This is a genomic window from Caldimonas mangrovi (genome assembly GCF_023721835.1).
Classification (GTDB): Bacteria; Pseudomonadota; Gammaproteobacteria; order Burkholderiales; family Burkholderiaceae_C; genus Caldimonas; species Caldimonas mangrovi.
The window spans coordinates 281632-298516 of the sequence record NZ_JAMKFE010000003.1; the positions used below are offsets into that span (position 1 = coordinate 281632).

Below are 16885 nucleotides of genomic sequence, written 5' to 3' on the forward strand. Positions count from 1 at the left end.
CAGGCCGAACGCCTATAGTCCTGGGCTTTGTATCCTGCTGTTGCGTTTCTCGTGAACCTTGAGCCTGCTTTCGCACCCGACTCCCGCAAGAAGCGAGTGCTTGTCGTTCGATACTCGCAAACCGGCCAGCTCGATGCTGTGGTCGAGAGCCTCCTTGCGCCGCTGCAGGCCGACCCGAAGGTCGAAGTGCATGTCGAAACCCTGAGGCCCGAACCGAGCTATCCGTTTCCCTGGTCCTTCTTCAGCTTCCTGGACGCTTTTCCCGAATCGGCCCACATGGCGCCGCCGGCGCTGGCGCCGCTGTCGCTGCATGGGGACGAGCATTTCGATCTCGTCATCCTGCCCTACCAGGTCTGGTTTCTCGCGCCTTCGCTTCCCGTCACGGCGTTTCTCAAGCACCCGATCACGCGTCGGCTCCTGAAAGGCAAGCCAGTCGTGACCGTGGTCGCCTGCCGCAACATGTGGCTGCTGGCGCAGGAAAAGATGAAGTCGCTGCTCGGCGCTGTGGACGCGCGGTTGATCGACAACGTCGTGCTGACGGACCCGGGCCCGACGCTGGCAACCTTCATCACCACGCCGCGCTGGCTGCTGAGTGGAAAGAAGAGCGGCTTCTGGGGACTGCCGCCGGCCGGTCTGAGCGACACACAGGTGCGTGGCGCCAGGCGTTTCGGACTCGCACTGCGCGATGCGCTGCACGAAGGGCGCGAGCAAGGGTCGCAGCCGCTGCTGCACGGCCTTGTGGCGGTGCGGGTCGAGCCTCGGCTGTACTTCAGCGAGAAGACCGGAACCCGGAGCTTCTTCCTCTGGGGCAAGTTGCTGCGGGCGGTCGGTGCACCGGGAAGCGCGCGACGGCGCCCTCTGCTGCTGCTCTACGTTGCCTTCCTGGTCACGATGATCGTGACCCTCGTTCCGGCGAGCCTGGCCTTGCAGGCCTTGCTGCGCCCTGCCTTGCAGGGGCGGCTGAATAGAATCCGCACCCAGTTCGAGCTGCCTTCCGGATCCGCCGACCATCGCATGGCCCAGTATGAATGACGTGTTCCTGACCCGCACGGGTGCCTTCCTGCCCTTTGCACCGGTTGACAATGAAGAAGTCGAGGGGGTGCTCGGCCAGGTCGGAAGCAGACCGTCGCGGGCGCGCCGCGTGGTCCTGCGCAGCAATGGCATCCAGTCGCGTCACTATGCAATCGACCGGGCGACGGGGGAGCCGGCAATGAGCAACGCCCAGCTCACGGCGAGCGCGATCCGCGCGCTGGGTGACATTGGTGCGGTCGACGTGCTGGCGACCGGCACCTCGCTGCCCGACCAGCTCATGCCCAATCACGCGGTCATGGTCCATGGCGAGCTGGGATGGCCACGGTTGGAACTGGTGTCGTGCGCAGGGATTTGTCTGGCCGGCACGGCGGCGCTGAAGCATGCCTGGCTCTCGGTGCGCGCAGGTGATGCGGTGCGGGCCGTAGCCACAGGGTCCGAACTGGCTTCTCCCATACTGCTTGCCCGCAATTTCGAAGCCGAAGTCGAGCACAAGGTGCAGGCATTGCATGACCGGCCCGAGATTGCGTTCGAGAAGGATTTCCTGCGCTGGATGCTGTCTGATGGTGCGGGGGCCGTGCTGCTGGAGCGTGAGCCGCAGGGGCCGTTGTCGTTGCGCGTCGAATGGATCGAGCTGTCGTCGGCTGCGCACGAACTGCCAGCCTGCATGTACGCCGGTGCCGACAAGAACGAGGATGAATCGCTGCGGGGCTGGCTCAGCTTCCCCTCCGAGCAATGGCGGTCGAGTTCGGTGTTTGCCGTCAAGCAGGACGTGCGCCTGCTCAACGACCACATCGCACGTGCCACGCTGCGCGACCCGTTGCAGCACATCGTTCGCAAACGGAGCCTCGAGGCGAGCCGGATCGACTGGTTCCTGCCCCACTTGTCGTCGTTCTACTTCATGCCGGCCATGGAGCGTACGCTGGCGGAGATCGGGCTGCCGATTCCGCGCGAGCGCTGGTTCACCAACCTGGCGAGCAAGGGCAACACCGGCTCTGCATCACCGTACATCATGCTCGACGAGTTGTTCCGTTCGGGCCGCATCCAGTCGGGGCATCGGTTGCTGATGTTCGTTCCCGAGAGCGGCCGCTTCTCCAGCGGGTTCGTCTTCATGGAGGCAGTCTGATGGACGTCGATGCCGTACCGCAGGATGGCAACGTGACGCTGGGTGGGCACCGAAAGGCGGTCTATGCACGAGATGCACGAGGCCGCATGGTGATCACCACCTCACGCGGGTGGGAAGCCGAAGAGATCGTCACGAGCCATGCCGTCGAAGTCATGAAGCAGCAGGCGCATGCCGCTCTCGAACGCGCCAGAGCCGGCGCGGCGTCGCCGTTGGAGTACTGGATGTACGCGCGACGCATGGATGTTGCTCTGCTCGCGCAGACCACCGGGTTCTGGCAGTGGCGCGTGCGCCGCCACATGCGCCCGGACCGATTCGCGCAGCTGCATGAGAAGCATCTGCAGCGCTATGCCCAGGCGCTCGGCCTGTCGGTGCAGGACCTGAGGAGCGTTCCGTGAGCTTTGCACACCAGCACGCGGCGCACTGCGAAAGCGGGGTGATTTCCAGCCTGTTGCGTCACCACGGCGTGCCGATGACGGAAAGCCTCGCCTTCGGACTGTCGTCCGCGCTGTCGTTCGCCTATCTGCCGTTCGTCAAGGTTTCGGGGCTGCCGTTGATCGCCTACCGCATGCCGCCGAAGTCCATCATCAAGGGGTTGCTGCGGCCGCTGGGCGCCGATTTTCGCTTCGAGGCCTTCCGCTCCGAGGCAGCCGGCCAGTTGAGGCTCGACGCATTGCTGGCGCAGGGGCACGTCGTGGGGTTGCAGACGTCGGTGTACTGGCTGCCGTATTTCCCTCAGGACATGCGTTTCCACTTCAACGCGCACAACCTGCTGGTGTACGGGAAGTCGGACGGCGACTATCTGATCAGCGACCCCGTCTTCGAGGAACCGGTGCGATGTGCCAGCGCGGACCTGCAGCGGGCCCGCTTCGCCAAGGGGGTGCTGGCGCCCAAGGGCTTGCTGTACTACCCGCGGACCCTCGGCGCGAAGTCGGTGGAGCCCGTCGCGGTCCGCTCGGCGATCCGCAAGACTTGCCGGATCATGCTCGCACCGGTGCCCATCGCCGGCGTGCGCGGCATGCGGATGTTGGCGAAAAAGCTGCGTCGCCTGCCGGCCGACCAGCCTGGCAGCGCCGACTTCATCGGGCACATCGTGCGCATGCAGGAGGAGATAGGCACGGGCGGGGCCGGTTTCCGCTTCATCTACGCCGCTTTTCTCCAGGAGGCGGCCGCACTGGCAGAGTTGCCCCGGCTTGCCGAGTTCTCGGAACGCTTGACGACGATCGGCGACGGCTGGCGCGCATTTGCGCTGACTGCGGCCCGGATGGTCAAGGGGCGCGAGCCGCTCGACCCTGGCAAGGTGGCCGACAAGCTGCTCGAGCTGTCGGCTCGGGAAGAGGCCTTCTTCCGCGCCCTCAAGGCCGAGCTCGGCTGATGCTGGCGCTCGATCGGCTCGCGTTCCGCTATGCCGCGGCGGCCCGACCTGCGCTGGACGGCATTTCGCTGCGGGCGCAGCGAGGTGAGGTTCTTGGCCTGCTCGGGCCCAACGGGGCCGGCAAGACGACACTGATCTCCCTGTTGGCGGGCCTGTTGACGGTTCAGCACGGCGAGATCCTGGTCGACGGCGAGCCGCTGGCGCTCGTTCGCAAGCGCCATCCCACGCGCATCGCCATCGCACCCCAGGAATACGCCTTCTATCCCATGCTGACGGTTCGCGAGAACCTATGCTGCTTTGCCGGCTCAGCCAGGCTGACAGGGGCGCGGCTCGGGGACCGTGTACGTGCCGGCCTTGCGTTTGCCCAGCTGGAGCGGTTCGCCGACGTTCGGGCGGAGCGGCTGTCAGGGGGGCTGAAGCGCCGGCTGAACCTCGCGATTGCATTGCTGGCGGAGCCGGAACTCGTACTGTTCGACGAACCCACCGTAGGAGTCGATCCGCAATCGCGCGCCTTCGTGCTGGAGTCGATCCGATCGCTGGCGTCGCAGGGCGTGGCAGTGATCTACGCCTCGCACTATATGGAGGAAATCGAGGCAATCGCCGAACGCGTCGCGATTCTCGACCATGGCAGGGTGCTGCGCGACGGCACGCTGGACGAGTTGCTGTCCGAGGGGGCCGCACACCTAGCCATCACGCTCGAAAGCGGTGGCGTCGAACAAGCCCGAGCGCTGCTGTCGCGTTTCGGCGAGCTGCTGGACGGCGACGCTCCATTGCGCCTGCGGCTCGCCGAGGCCCAGCGCGTGGCCCCCGTTTTCGCGGCACTGGAAGCTGCCGGTCTGCGCGTGCGCCACGCCCAGTTCGGTCGCTGCGACCTCGAGCAGCTTTTCATGTCGCTGACTCACCGTTCCCTGCGGGAGGCATGATGCTCGGTGCGCTCGTCAAGAAGGAATTGCTGGCGCTGTCGCGCGACCTGCATGGGCTGGCGGCACTGTTTCTGATGCCGGTGATCTTCATCGTCATCATGTCGCTGGCGCTCAAGGACGTGTACAACCCGCCGCTGCGCGAACTGGCCTACGCTGTCAAGGTGCACGACGAAGGAGAGCTGGCGCAGGCGCTGCTGGCCGTCTGGCAGGAACGGCATGGTGAGCCCCGCGCTTTGCCGGTCGACTGGGTTGGGCCGCTGCGATCCGGGCAACTGAAGTACGTGCTCGTGGTCGAACCCGGGCTGTCGGAGGAGCTGGGTCGTGCGGCGCTGCCGCGCCGGTCGGTGCTCCATCTGGTCACGGAACCCGGCATGGACAGCAATCTGTTCAATGCCTTGCGTGCGGAATTGACAGCAATCGCCGGAGAGATCAAGTTCCGCGCGGTGGTCTCCGCTGTCGACGCAGATGCACCCGATACCGCTTCGATGCAGGCCCTGGTGGACGCGCAGCGCCATGCGAGCACGGGGCCACGTCCGACGGCGGTACAGCAGAACGTGCCGGCATGGCTGGTCTTCGGCATGTTTTTTGTCGTCACTTCGGTCGCGGGGTTGTTCATCCAGGAACGCAGCAGCGGCACGCTCGCACGGCTGCACAGCCTGGGGGTCGGCCGCATCATGCTGCTCGCATCGAAAGCGGTGCCCTATCTCGGGATCAACGCCGTGCAGGCGGCTTTGATGCTCGCGGTGGGCGTATGGCTGATGCCGGTTCTCGGGGGCGATGCGCTGTCGCTGGCTGGCGTCGACTGGGCGGCGTTGACGCTTGCCGTGGCAGCAGTCAGTGCCGCTGCGGTGGGGCTGGCGCTGGCCTTGTCGTGCCTGGTCCGCACGCACGCGCAGGCGTCGGCCGTCGGCCCCATCCTCAACGTGCTGATGGGCGCGGTGGGCGGCATCATGGTTCCAAAGTTCGTCATGCCGGGCTTCATGCAGCAGCTGGCGGGGTTATCGCCGATGAACTGGGGACTGGAGGCGCTGCTGACCGTGCTGCTTCGAGGCGGTGACGTCTCGGCCACCTTGCCGCATGCGGCTCGTCTGGGCGCCTTTGCCGGCGCCATGCTGGTGCTGGCCCTGTTCCTGTTCCGACGGACTCTACGATGACGCCGACATCACGCGACGACTTGATCGCCGTTCTGAAGAAGCTGGTGCTGGAGGCAGCCGAGAAAGAGGCTCCGCGTGGCGGGCTCGGCGACCACGAAACGCTGTTCGGCCCGGAGTCCCGGTTGGCGCTCGACTCTCTGGACGCCTTGCAGGTTTCGATGGCCTTGCAGGAGCGCTTCGGCGTCCGCATGGCCGACAGCAAGGAGACCCGGCGCGCGCTGAACTCCATTGCGACGCTCGCCGACTATTTGCGCGAACGCGGCGCGGCATGAAGCCAGTCTATGTGCGTGGCCGAGCACTTTCGTGCTCGCTCGGGCTCGATCTGCGCGCCTGTGCCCGCGCGGTGCGCAGCGTGCCACCGTCACCCGCACGCGTCGAGGTGGCACCCGGCATGTCATGGCCGTTTCATGCCATCCCCGACGAAGGCGGCGACTGGCTCGAACGCGCGCGTCGCATCGTCTTGCGGACCGTCGCAGATTGCAGTGCCGCTGTCGATCCTTCGGGGGCGTTGTTCCTCGCATCGTCTTCCATCGACATCGGCGCACGCGAGCAAAGCGGTGACTATTCCCCCAACTTCCACGCTTTCGCCGAACAGGTGGCCGACTGGATCGATTGGCGGGGGCCGGTGTTTACCGTGTCGACGGCCTGTACGTCGGGCATCAATGCGCTGCTTGGCGCCGCCCGCTTCGTACAGGCGGGCCAGACGCCGACGGCGCTCGTGCTGGGCGTGGAACTGCGCAACCGGTTGACGCTGGCGGGTTTCGGTGCGATGCAGTTGCTGGCGCCTCGGCAGGCGCTGCCGTTCGGCTTGCAACGCGAGGGCTTGATGCTCGGCGAGTCCGTGGCGGCCGTCTCGCTCGGCACCGAGCCTTCGCGCTGGCGTGTGGCGGGCGGTGCCAACGTCGTCGACGGCAGTGATACCGCTGCGGCCGTACCGGCGGCGATTGCCGCCATGTGCCGGCAGGCTCTGGAGACCGCTGGCCTCCAGCCGTCCCAGATCGGCCTCATCAAGCTGCAGGCCGCCGGCAGCCCGGGCAACGACGCCATCGAGGCTGCAGCCTTGCTGCGGTTTTTCGAGACGATGCCGCCGCTGGTGTCGTTGAAAGCGCATCTCGGGCACACCCTTGGCGCTGCGGGCGTCGCCGAGACGGCCTTGCTGATGGCGTGCATCGAGGGCCGCGACTGGCCGCTGATCGGCTACCCGCTCGACCCCTCGCTCGGCGTCGGACTGGCCGAGCACGCCCCAGAGGCGGCGCGTCACATCCTCGCGTACATCCTGGGATTCGGTGGCGGACACGCGGCGGTGGTGCTCGAGGACTGCACTGCCCAGGAGGCCGTGTGAACCGCTGTCGCACCGCGGCGCACTTTGTCGCAGCTCCGCCGCCGGCGGGGTGGCAAGAATGGCTCACGCAGCGCCTGGGCCGGCGCCCTCGGCGCATCGGAGCCTGGAGCGAACTGGCGCTGTATGGCGCGGTGCAGTGTCTCGACCTCGCGGGCGAAAGCACCTTGCCGGCCGGCGTCGCGCTGCGGGTGGCAAGTTTGCGGGGCCCGATGCGGGCCGCACGCGCCTGCATAGAGCAAAGCACTTCCGGTCTGCCGATGCCGTTTACCTTTCTTCAGAGCCAGCCCAGCCAGTTGCTCGCGGCGTTGAGCCACTATCTCGACTGGCAGGGCGACGCCCGGCTGGTCGTGGCGCGGGAGCCGGCAGCCGTGCTCGCGCTGGCGCAACTCGAGGCCGGGCCATCCGGCGTGCTGCTCGGCTGGGTCGAAGAGGAACACCAGGGACACGGGATGCAGACGCAATGGTGGCGGCTGGTGCCGGAGTGACGCGTCTGTGGGGCAAGGCGATATACTGCCGCCCAGCGCCGATTTGTTCCGGCTTGCGGGCGCTCAAAAAATGCAGCTAAAGGGGGGCAGACGAGACCCGGCCTCACCTTCAGTGGCGCCGGGTTTTGTTTTGCAGTCATGACTTCCATCGGCCACGTCGCTCCCCTGTCGATGCGTTTCGACCAGCCGCTGCCGCTGCGCAGCGGCGCCAGCTTGCGCGATTACACCCTCGTCTACGAAACCTACGGGACGCTCGATGCCGATCGGGGCAACGCGGTGCTGGTGTGTCATGCGCTCAACGCGTCGCACCATGTCGCCGGCACCTACGAAGGCCAGCCGAAGAGCGAAGGCTGGTGGGACAACCTGGTAGGGCCCGGCAAGCCGCTGGACACCGACAAGTTCTTCGTGATCGGCGTCAACAACCTCGGCTCCTGTTTCGGCTCGACCGGGCCGATGCACGTCAACCCATCGACCGGCCAGCCCTACGGCGCCGATTTTCCCGTGGTCACGGTCGAGGATTGGGTGCTCGCGCAGTCGCGTCTGCTCGACGCGTTGGGCATCGAGCAACTGGCGGCAGTGATCGGGGGCAGCCTGGGCGGCATGCAGGCGCTGAGCTGGACGCTGCAATTTCCTGGGCGCGTGCGCCACTGCGTCGCCGTGGCGACGGCGCCCAACCTGTCGGCGCAGAACATCGCGTTCAACGAGGTCGCGCGGCGCGCGATCGTGACCGACCCGGACTTCCACGGCGGACACTACCAGGCGCATGACGCGATCCCGAAGCGTGGCCTGCGCGTCGCACGGATGATCGGCCACATCACCTACCTGAGCGACGACGTGATGGAGGAGAAGTTCGGCCGCGAGCTGCGGGCGGCCGAACTGGGCTACAGCACCCAGGACATCGAGTTCCAGATCGAGAGCTACCTGCGCTACCAGGCCGACAAGTTCAGCGAGTACTTCGACGCCAACACCTACCTGCTGATCACGCGCGCGCTCGACTACTTCGACCCGGCCGGACAACACGGCGGCGACCTGGCGCGCGCCATGTCGGTCGCCACCGCGAAGTTCCTGCTCGTCAGCTTCAGCACCGACTGGCGCTTCTCGCCGGCGCGTTCGCGCGAGATCGTCAAGGCGCTGCTCGACAACCGGCGCGACGTCAGCTATGCCGAGATCGACGCTCCGCACGGGCACGACGCGTTTCTGCTCGACGATCCGCGCTATCACGGCGTCGTGAGGGCCTACTTCGATCGCATCGCTGCGGAAAACGAAGGGGCACGGACATGAGCGAACGCAAGGACATGGAGCTCATCGCCGAGCTGGTCCCGGCGGGCTCGCGCGTGCTCGACCTCGGTTGCGGGCGCGGCGAGCTGCTGGCGCATTTGCGCGACCACAAGGGTTGCAGCGGCTACGGCATCGAGATCGACGACGCCAACGTGCTTGCTTGTACGCAGCGCGGCGTCAATGTGATCCAGCTGAACCTCGAAGAGGGTCTGGCGCTCTTCGGCGACCAGAGCTTCGACGTGGTGCTACAGCTCGACACGCTGCAACACCTGCGCAACACCGAATCGATGCTGCGCGAGACGGCCAGGGTGGGCCGTATCGGCATCGTGAGCTTCCCGAACTTCGCGCACTGGCCCAACCGATTCCGCGTGTTGTCAGGCCGCATGCCGGTCACCCGGGCGCTGCCGTACGAGTGGTACGACACGCCGAACATCCGCGTCGGCACCTACGCCGACTTCGAGGTACTGGCGCGCAAGAATGGGCTGCAGGTGCTGGACTCCTTCGGTATCCAGCGCGGCCGGCCGGTGCGGCTGCGGCCCAATCTGCTGGCCAGCGTGGCGGTGTTCAAGTTTGCGCGGGGCTGAATCGGGCGGGTGACAGGGCTGGTGTGCCGTCCCGCAAACTCGTTGCAACCCACTGCCCGCGCCCGACATTGATTCCGCCAACCTGCGGGACGGCACACTAGAAGCGCGCCTGCCAATAGGCCGCGAAACTGCTGCGCCGCACCTTCAGCAGCATGCGCGACTGATCGTCGAACTTGATGCGCAGCCCGCCGTGCGCGATGCCCAGGCGCGAGCCCTTGAACGGCGACCACTCGAAGCCCAGTCGCGCACGGCGCACCGAGATGACGCCGCCGTCGTTTCTGCGGTTCAGCGCCTCGGTGGCGGCGTAGACGCCGGCGTGGTCGGACAGGCGCCGGTACCAGCCCAGCTGCACCGAAGGCAGGACCGTGAGCGTCGCCTCACCGGCCGGCGCTTCGGCGTCCAGCGGGACCCGATATTCCGTCGCGCCGAGCGAGACGGTGATGCTGTTGTGCCCGCGCCGCAGCGTCCAGCCATAGCCGACGTGCCGTGCTCCCGCCGTGCCGGGGGTGCCGTCGTGCCAGTCCGCCGGTGCCGGCGGAAGCTCCACGGCGACCGGGCCGCTGCTCCAGCCCGAGCCGGCATCGGCCGAGGCGACCACCGCGTCAACCCCATCGAGGGGCGGCTCGTCGTCCGCCTGGGCCTGCAACGCGCCAGCCACGGCCAGCCCGGTCACGCAGCACCGCAGCACGCCTCGGAGCCCCTCCGCGGCGCGCTCGCCGCACCACTGCCGGGTCGGGGTGGGTTGGTGCCGTCGGCCTGAGGCTGCCATCACATCCTCCAATCGGTGCCACGCCTGCGCCGCCAGCGTCTCGCCTGTCGCCCCCCCGGTCTGTCGGACAAAGGAGGTCACCGGCTGTAGGAATGCAGGAAGGCCAGAGCTTCAGGCAGCCGCAGTCGAGGGCCGGCCAGCGCGTGCTTCCGGTGTTTTCGTGCGCTTACCCGCAGAAGTCCCCTCCAGCGCGCCAGGGTTCTGCGCAAAAATCAAGAATTCTTCGCGAACCTGCTGCTGCGCGTGTTTCCCTCTCCGCTGGGCCTCTGTGTCGTTGCCCTCCGCTCCCTGGCGGCCTGGCTGCTGCTCGCGCTGCTGGCCGGTGTCGCTGCGGCCCAACAGCCTGCGCCTGTCCCGATTTCGCCGCCCGCGCGCACCGACCTGCTGGAAGTCGGCCGGCTGTTCGTGGCCGGCCCCGGGGAGGTGTTCTCGCCGCAGGCCGAGGTGCGGGCCGAGCGGCTGCAGACCCTGCGGCGTGCCGAAGGCGTCGACCTGTTCGGCGGTGCGTACTGGTTGCACGCACGCGTGCGGCAGGACGTGGGGCCGCCGCAATGGGTGTTCGACCCCAACAACACCCTGATCGAGCACGTCGAGGCGCGGCTGTACGGCAGCGACGGCAGTCGGCAGGTGCTGCGCAGCGGCTACCGCGAGCAGAGGGAGTACGCGCTGCACTATGGCAAGGAAGTCGTGCTGGCGCCGGGGGTCGAGTACGAAGTACTGGTGCGGTTCGAGAGCCCCTACTTCGCGTCGGTGCCGCGCTTTCAGCTGCTGACCGAGACGGACTACCAGCGCAAGGTGCTGGAAGAGAACCTCGTCATCCTCGGCTCGCTCGGCGCGATGGTGGCACTCGCTGCCTTCAACTTGTTCGTCTTCGCGTTGACGCGCATCCGCAGCCACCTGTATTACGCGATGCAGCTGGTGATGGCCTGCATCGCATGGGCGCTGGTGTTCCAGTTGCCGGCCGAGCTGTTCGGCTGGCACGACCTGCGTGTGCACTACGTGCCGTTTTTCCTGCTGCCTGCGATCAGCGCGCTGTTCTGTATCGACTTCCTGGAGTTGCCGAAGCGGCACCCGAAGCTGCACCGCGCCCTACGTGCGCTGATCGCGGTGGCGTTGGTGCTGACCCCGCTGGCGGTGTTCGCCGTGCCGTACGCACACGCGACCGCTACGCTGCTGATCAGTGCCTGGCTGGTGCTGATGGTCACCAGCGGTGTCGTCTCGTGGTGGCATGGCTATCGGCCGGCGCGTTTCTTCGCGCTGGCGTTCGCGGCGATGTTCGTGCCGGCGTTGATCATCCTGCCCGGCAACATCGGCCTGATCCCCGACCTGGTCGAGAATGCCGAGATGCTGACCCTGTTCGGCGGCGTGATCGAGGCGCTGCTACAGGCCTTCGCGCTGGCGGACCGCATCCGCACGCTCAACCTCGAGAAGGACAGCTACGCGATGCAGCTCGGCCGGGCGCTGGAAGTCGCCCACACCGACGCGATGACCGGCATCGGCAACCGCTACGCCTTCGAGCGGGCCTTGAACGATCGCGGCACGCCGACGGAACACGAGCTGGTGCCGCACATGTTGCTGCTGATCGACCTCGACGGGCTGAAGCAGATCAACGACCGGCACGGCCACAGCCGAGGCGACGAGCTGCTGAAGGCGGTGGCGCGAGGCCTGAGCGAGCTGACGCAAGGCCGCGCCTCGTGCTTCCGGCTGGGCGGCGACGAGTTTGCGATCCTGGCACCGCATCACCTCGAGCACGAGCTGGAACGCAGCCTCGCGCTGCTGGAAACCGAACTCGTCGCACGCGGCTTCGAGGATGCGGGCATCAGCTACGGCATCGCACACTGGACCGCCAATGCGCGCGCGCTCGACCTGATCAACCTGGCCGACCAGAACATGTACCAGCACAAGGCGCGCCGCAAGCGCGCCCGTGCCGACCTGGTGGCAGGCGACTCGGCGGCGCTATAGATCCTTCTCGCCGCGGATGACCAGCGGCCACCCGCTGATCGCGCGCGAAGCCTGCATGCCGCCCATCACCGCGCCTTCGACGCAGCCCGCGTTCAGTCCGGTGCGCAGCCAGTCGCCGGCGAGGTAGAGGTTCGCGTAGCCCGAGCCGTCGGCCGGCAACCGCGCGGCGGTGCTGTCGACCACCGACAGCACGTAACGCTCCGAGGGATCGATGTTGGCGCGCCAGTACTGCGCGTCGAAGCGCTGTTCGCCGGTGCGCGATTGCGCATCGACCAGCACCGGCCACTCGAAGCTGCCGGCGGTGGCGATCGACGGCCACAGCGTATGGATACGCCGCGTCAGCTGGTCGATCGCGTTGTGCTTGACGGCGGCGCTGCAGCGTTCCGGGAAGGCGTGATCCGACGGCGGCGGGTAGTGCGCCATCGGCAATGCGCTGCAGAAGTACGAGACGTTCTTCGGCTGCAGCGCCGGAGGCCAGCTCTCGCGCACCAGCAACTGGTCCATCGGCGCCCAGGTGTCGAACGGTTCGCTGTAGCCGCTGAGCACCGGCGGCTGGCCGTCGCTGGCATAGCTGGCCCAGCCGATCTGGCGCAGGTCTTGGTTCAGCCACACCTGGTAGGCCTGCGTCGCGACGGTCTTCAGCGTGCGCGTCATGGTCTGCAGCGCCGGGCTGCGCTCGACGAGCCGGGAGCACAGTTGGGGCACGCCGTCGACCGAGATGCCGAAGACGACGAGATCGAAATCCTCACCGCGCTTGAGCGTCAGCTGTGGCAAAGGCCGGCCGAAGTGCTGTTCATAGCGCTGCGGCCAGTCGCTCCAGTTCGATTCGAGGTTGACGCGGCCCCGCTGCAGCAGCGCGGCCTGCTCGGGCACGATCTGCCCGTAGTTCGGCGTGCTGGGCCAGCAGGCCAGGCCCTCGACGTCGACCAGCGGGTCGTAGTGGTCGGCGCCGCGGGTCACGTCGACCTGGCGCGTCAGCCGGATCGTGTCGACCGTCATGGAACCGTCGGCCGCCGGCAGCAGCTCCTCGACCTTGTGGAAGAACTTGAACGTCACGCCACGCGCCTTCAGCAGTTGGTACAACGGCGTGAACACGGTGTCGCCCATGCCGGCCTGCATCTTCCACATCATGCCGCCGTGGTAGGCGATGGCAACCTTCATCATGCCGCGCAGCATCGTTCCGGCTTCGATGTTGGGGCGGTCGAAATCGCCGTCCTCGTAGGCGAACACCAGGTCGTAGAAGCCGCGCACCGGGGCCGAATGGACGGTGTACCGGGGATTCGCTCCGTGCTTCGTCAGCCAGTCGTAGAAGTCGATGTCGTTGATGACGTCGAAGCCGTGGACGAGCACGCCGTCCTCGATCATGCCGATCAGCGAAGTGACCGCGAGATCGATGCAGATATAGAGCCGGCGCAGCGTGTCGTTGCCGTCCAGTCGATGCAGCACCGCGTCCCACAGCCAGGCACGCAGCCCGCGCAGCGTCGCGTTCATCAGGTCGCGGTCGCCGCCGCCATGTTGTCCGAGGTCTTCGGGCAGCGACAGGGCCAGTGCGTGCAACGCCTCGGCGACGTGCTGGGCGTCAGCGGCCAGGTGCTCGACGTCGGTCTCCACGGCGGCCGCCAGCCGATGCAGCCAGTCGGGGTGCTCGCCGCTGGACATCGGCGGCGCCGGCAGCGCGGCCTCGTCGAGCGCGCCGCGCAACTGGTCGAACCACATGCGTACCCAGGCGTAGGCCGTGGTCGCCATCGCCCACAGCCCGAGGCTTTCGTTGCCATGGCCCGGTTCCCCCGGCTTGATCGGCGTGTCGATGGGCCAGGTCTTCCACTGGCCGTCGATCCATTCGGTCAGCGCGATGAAATGCTGCGGCTTGAAGGCGTCCTGCCAGGTGGCGAGCGGGGCGCCGGGCGGGCGGTCGAGCGCACCGTACGCCTTTTGCATCATCGCGAACGCGTTGTCGTAGAAGCCGAACCAGATGTGCAGGCCGTGCTCTTCGATGCGCTGGCCGTCCTCGGCATTGCGCCCGCTGGCGCCCTTGCCGCCCAGCCGCCAGCCCATCTGGTAGACGGTGATCTCGTAGCGGTTGCGCCAGCCGGGCTGCTCGGTCAGGTGGAAGGCGGCGGTCATTGCGCCGACCCCGCCGCCGAGGACGGCGACCTTCTGCGGGCGGACCTGCGAGTTGTCGACGAGCTCGGTGCCGGGCGGTACCTCGAAATCCATGTCCAGATGGAAGCCGAGCAGGGCCGGCTGCGTGCCGAGGGGCAGCCCGAGCGTGCGGTTCAGCGGGAAGCTGTCGTAGGGGTGCAGCGTGGCCTGGTAGGCCGGGCCGAGCAACTGCACCGAACGCAGCGCCGTCACCGTTGCGGGCGCGCTGACCACGGCCTGGTAGACGGCCTTCTCGCCGGCCGCGTCCGGGAACTGCTTCAGGAAGATCTGGTCGAGCTGCGGCGCGGTGAAGGTCTCGATGACCTGTTCCCAGCCCGCAGCGTCCAGGTCGAGCGCGTCCGCGTCGCTGGCCAGCACCTGCACCAGCTGCTTCACCAGGGAGCCGATGTCCGCCAGCGGTGTGTGCGCGGTGTTCCCCTGGCCGTGCACGTCGAGCAGCGGGTGCATCGCCAGTTGCGTCTGCGGTGAATAGGGTTGGAAGCCCTTGGCGGCCAGCGTGAAGCGCAGTGCCGGCTCGCCCGGCGCGGGCATGGTGTATTCGCAGCTGTACTTCGGGTAGCCGAACAGCTCGCGTCCGTTGATGAGTGCCATCGTGTCGTCGACCCAGATGTGCACCGGGTAAACGAACAGCCGGTTCACCCGGGACTGGCCCGGCAAGAGCTGCCCGACCAGCACCCAGGTAACGATGTCGGTTTCTTCGCCCCAGCCCTTGGCCTCGTCGACGGGGTTGGTGGAGTTGGCGTGCTGCACCTGGGTGAAGGTGAGCATCACGTAGGGCGACAGCACCTTGAAGCGCATGTGGCCGGCGGCCGGTGCGTTCAAGGTGATGTCGACGGTCTGTTGCAGCTGCTGCCGGTCTCCCTTCAGGAAGAAGCCGTACATGCGCGAGCTGCCCAAGCGCAGCGGCGGGTGCATCAGCACGTTGCCGCCGGAATAGATGTAGTCGGGCCGCTGTCGTGGCTCGGTCATGGTGGAGACCCTCATGCTTGTCGTTGTGTCGCGCGATGCTAAGGGCAGTCGTGACGTGCTGCCATAGGGTCAACAGCAGGCAGGGGCCCTTGCCCCACGGCCCAGCGGGATCGCCACGCAAGGAGCCTGGGAGGGCTGCATTCGGGTGGGTGCCGCGTCGGCAACGCGATCGGCACCCTGTTCATCGAGCCGGCGAAGCAGGACGCGATGCGCCGCGCGATCGAACCGCGGGGTCGGTGATCCGCAAGAACTTCCAGAGCGATCTGGAGGCGGTGAACTGCCTCCACGACTCCGTGCGGCAGGCGCATCACTTCAGCGAGGACAGGGAAGTGACGCGCAAACGAGGTCGTGCACCTGCTCGAGCAGTTGGTGTGCGTGCTGGGTGGGGGCGAGCCGGCCCGTTCACGGCCGGAGCGACCATCGAGCACACCCGTACGAATTTCAGGGTGATTCAGAACTTCTTGCCGGTGGGTCTCGATATCGGCGCCGTCGAGCCGGTGCATGCGAGTGCAGGCGTCCAGCGCCGTGAGCAGTCGCAACCTCGGCATGCGAATGTCTCAGGGACGGAACGTCGAGAGGCTCGGGCGTCAGCGTGGCGGAGTCGGAGAGCGGGGTTCGAGGCCGGCAGGAACGCACGAACGCGCGTTTGCGGCAAAAGAAAGCAGCTCCCGGTAATTGTTGCCTGCGGTGCTGAAAGAACCGCCAAGCTGCCGGGAGCTGCAATGTACAAAAGGCGCTCCGAACCGATACGCCCAAGCTAGGTGAGGGAGGGTCGGAGAGGGAGGAGCGAACCGGTGTTAGCTCGGAGCGCCATAAACCACTGAACATCCTTAAGCAACTCGTGTGCCCACTTTTTGAGGGCCGCTGCACCCGGCGTGGAGTACGCTGCCGGCTGCCAAGGACCACGCCCCGACACACGATGCCTCGCTACGCCGCCAACTTGTCGATGCTCTATCCGGAGCATGCTTTTCTGGACCGTTTTGCCGCTGCGGCGCGCGACGATTTTCGCGCGGTCGAGTGCCAGTTTCCCTACGAGTATTCGGTGTTGGCTTTGCGCGACCGGCTCGGCGCCTGCGGCCTGCAGCAGGTGCTGATCAATGCACCCGCGGGCAACCGGGCGGCAGGCGAACGCGGGCTGGCCTGCCTGCCGGGGCGCGAGGCCGAGTTCAGGGCGGGTGTCGAGCAGGCGCTCGAGTACGCGCAGGGGCTGCGCTGTCCCCTCGTTCACGTGATGGCCGGCGTCGTGCCGCCTGGCTGCGAGCGTGCCGACGTGCAGGCGCTCTACGTCGACAACCTCGCATGGGCCGCACAGCGTGCGCAGACGGCCGGAGTGCAGATCACCATCGAGCCGATCAACCTGCGCGACGTGCCCGGCTACTTTCTGAACCGGCAGGACCACGCCCACGAGATCATCGATCGCGTGGGCGCCGCGAACCTGAAAGTGCAGATGGACCTGTACCACTGCCAGATCGTCGAGGGCGACGTCGCGATGAAGCTGCAGCGCTACCTGCCCACCGGCCGCGTGGCACATCTGCAGATCGCCGGCGTGCCGCAACGCCACGAACCCGATCACGGTGAGCTGCACCACCCGTATCTCTTCGATCTGATCGACGCGCTGGGCTATGAAGGCTGGATCGGCTGCGAGTACCGCCCACGGCGCGGCGCGGCGCCGGGCGGCACGACTGCGGGGCTGGGGTGGCGTTCCGGGCCCTGAGGACGGGGGTCCAAC

15 protein-coding genes and 1 riboswitch are annotated in these 16885 nt (G+C 67.1%); of the genes, 13 read left to right on the top strand and 2 right to left on the bottom strand.

All coding sequences use genetic code 11. The features are described 5' to 3' along the window. Positions 1–96: 96 nt before the first annotated feature. From M8A51_RS06440 to metW, 11 genes are all read left to right on the top strand, one after another. Positions 97–1032 (top strand): dialkylrecorsinol condensing enzyme, encoded by a 936-nt coding sequence (locus tag M8A51_RS06440; protein ID WP_251777371.1) that lies wholly within the window; start codon positions 97–99, stop codon positions 1030–1032. Then, positions 1025–2155, top strand: a complete 1131-nt coding sequence (locus tag M8A51_RS06445; protein ID WP_251777372.1) for a beta-ketoacyl-ACP synthase III — start codon at positions 1025–1027, stop codon at positions 2153–2155. The genes M8A51_RS06440 and M8A51_RS06445 overlap by 8 nt, the downstream gene beginning before the upstream one ends. After that, entirely contained in the window at positions 2155–2550 is a 396-nt protein-coding gene (locus tag M8A51_RS06450) for a hypothetical protein (protein ID WP_251777373.1), read from the top strand. The genes M8A51_RS06445 and M8A51_RS06450 overlap by 1 nt, the downstream gene beginning before the upstream one ends. Further along, entirely contained in the window at positions 2547–3527 is a 981-nt protein-coding gene (locus M8A51_RS26480) for a BtrH N-terminal domain-containing protein (protein WP_251777374.1), read from the top strand. The genes M8A51_RS06450 and M8A51_RS26480 overlap by 4 nt, the downstream gene beginning before the upstream one ends. Further along, entirely contained in the window at positions 3527–4450 is a 924-nt protein-coding gene (locus M8A51_RS06460; protein WP_251777375.1) for an ABC transporter ATP-binding protein, read from the top strand. Before M8A51_RS26480 ends, M8A51_RS06460 begins: the two co-directional genes overlap by 1 nt. After that, the gene (locus tag M8A51_RS06465; protein WP_251777376.1) at positions 4450–5604 is read left to right on the top strand and encodes an ABC transporter permease; all 1155 of its coding nucleotides are present in this window, start codon (positions 4450–4452) and stop codon (positions 5602–5604) included. Before M8A51_RS06460 ends, M8A51_RS06465 begins: the two co-directional genes overlap by 1 nt. After that, positions 5601–5876: an acyl carrier protein gene (locus M8A51_RS06470; RefSeq protein WP_251777377.1), complete on the top strand. Its 276-nt coding sequence runs from the start codon at positions 5601–5603 to the stop codon at positions 5874–5876. Before M8A51_RS06465 ends, M8A51_RS06470 begins: the two co-directional genes overlap by 4 nt. Continuing rightward, complete coding sequence (locus M8A51_RS06475; protein ID WP_251777378.1) at positions 5873–6946, top strand: beta-ketoacyl synthase N-terminal-like domain-containing protein; 1074 nt, start codon at positions 5873–5875, stop codon at positions 6944–6946. Before M8A51_RS06470 ends, M8A51_RS06475 begins: the two co-directional genes overlap by 4 nt. Continuing rightward, the gene (locus M8A51_RS06480) at positions 6943–7431 is read left to right on the top strand and encodes a hypothetical protein (protein ID WP_251777379.1); all 489 of its coding nucleotides are present in this window, start codon (positions 6943–6945) and stop codon (positions 7429–7431) included. Before M8A51_RS06475 ends, M8A51_RS06480 begins: the two co-directional genes overlap by 4 nt. Positions 7432–7456: 25 nt before the next feature. After that, positions 7457–7531, top strand: a riboswitch (SAM riboswitch). A gap of 38 nt (positions 7532–7569) precedes the next feature. Beyond that, positions 7570–8712, top strand: coding sequence for a homoserine O-succinyltransferase MetX (gene metX / locus M8A51_RS06485; protein ID WP_251777380.1), 1143 nt, complete (start codon positions 7570–7572; stop codon positions 8710–8712). After that, on the top strand, positions 8709–9293 hold the full coding sequence (gene metW, locus M8A51_RS06490; protein WP_251777381.1) for a methionine biosynthesis protein MetW: 585 nt from the start codon (positions 8709–8711) through the stop codon (positions 9291–9293). The genes metX and metW overlap by 4 nt, the downstream gene beginning before the upstream one ends. Positions 9294–9390: 97 nt before the next feature. Here metW and M8A51_RS06495 read toward each other — a convergent pair whose 3' ends face one another. Further along, positions 9391–10062: a hypothetical protein gene (locus M8A51_RS06495; protein ID WP_251777382.1), complete on the bottom strand. Its 672-nt coding sequence runs from the start codon at positions 10060–10062 to the stop codon at positions 9391–9393. A gap of 243 nt (positions 10063–10305) precedes the next feature. Between M8A51_RS06495 and M8A51_RS06500 the strand changes: the two genes are divergently transcribed. After that, the gene (locus tag M8A51_RS06500; protein WP_251777383.1) at positions 10306–12024 is read left to right on the top strand and encodes a 7TM diverse intracellular signaling domain-containing protein; all 1719 of its coding nucleotides are present in this window, start codon (positions 10306–10308) and stop codon (positions 12022–12024) included. Here the strand turns inward: M8A51_RS06500 and M8A51_RS06505 are convergent. Then, positions 12019–15156, bottom strand: coding sequence for an NAD(P)-binding protein (locus tag M8A51_RS06505; protein WP_251777384.1), 3138 nt, complete (start codon positions 15154–15156; stop codon positions 12019–12021). The genes M8A51_RS06500 and M8A51_RS06505 overlap by 6 nt on opposite strands. 919 nt (positions 15157–16075) lie before the next feature. Here M8A51_RS06505 and otnI point away from each other — a divergent pair. Continuing rightward, entirely contained in the window at positions 16076–16870 is a 795-nt protein-coding gene (otnI, locus tag M8A51_RS06510; protein WP_251777385.1) for a 2-oxo-tetronate isomerase, read from the top strand. The last annotated feature ends 15 nt before the right edge of the window (positions 16871–16885 follow it).

Bases quoted from the DNA above. Each gene is read 5' to 3' on its own strand.
- otnI (WP_251777385.1), top strand. From the start codon at position 16,076: ATGCCTCGCTACGCCGCCAACTTGTCGATGCTCTATCCGGAGCATGCT.
- metX (WP_251777380.1), top strand. From the start codon at position 7,570: ATGACTTCCATCGGCCACGTCGCTCCCCTGTCGATGCGTTTCGACCAG.
- M8A51_RS06460 (WP_251777375.1), top strand. From the start codon at position 3,527: ATGCTGGCGCTCGATCGGCTCGCGTTCCGCTATGCCGCGGCGGCCCGA.
- M8A51_RS06450 (WP_251777373.1), top strand. From the start codon at position 2,155: ATGGACGTCGATGCCGTACCGCAGGATGGCAACGTGACGCTGGGTGGG.
- M8A51_RS06505 (WP_251777384.1), bottom strand. From the start codon at position 15,156: ATGACCGAGCCACGACAGCGGCCCGACTACATCTATTCCGGCGGCAAC.
- M8A51_RS06470 (WP_251777377.1), top strand. From the start codon at position 5,601: ATGACGCCGACATCACGCGACGACTTGATCGCCGTTCTGAAGAAGCTG.
- M8A51_RS06475 (WP_251777378.1), top strand. From the start codon at position 5,873: ATGAAGCCAGTCTATGTGCGTGGCCGAGCACTTTCGTGCTCGCTCGGG.
- M8A51_RS06495 (WP_251777382.1), bottom strand. From the start codon at position 10,062: ATGGCAGCCTCAGGCCGACGGCACCAACCCACCCCGACCCGGCAGTGG.
- M8A51_RS06465 (WP_251777376.1), top strand. From the start codon at position 4,450: ATGCTCGGTGCGCTCGTCAAGAAGGAATTGCTGGCGCTGTCGCGCGAC.
- M8A51_RS06445 (WP_251777372.1), top strand. From the start codon at position 1,025: ATGAATGACGTGTTCCTGACCCGCACGGGTGCCTTCCTGCCCTTTGCA.
- metW (WP_251777381.1), top strand. From the start codon at position 8,709: ATGAGCGAACGCAAGGACATGGAGCTCATCGCCGAGCTGGTCCCGGCG.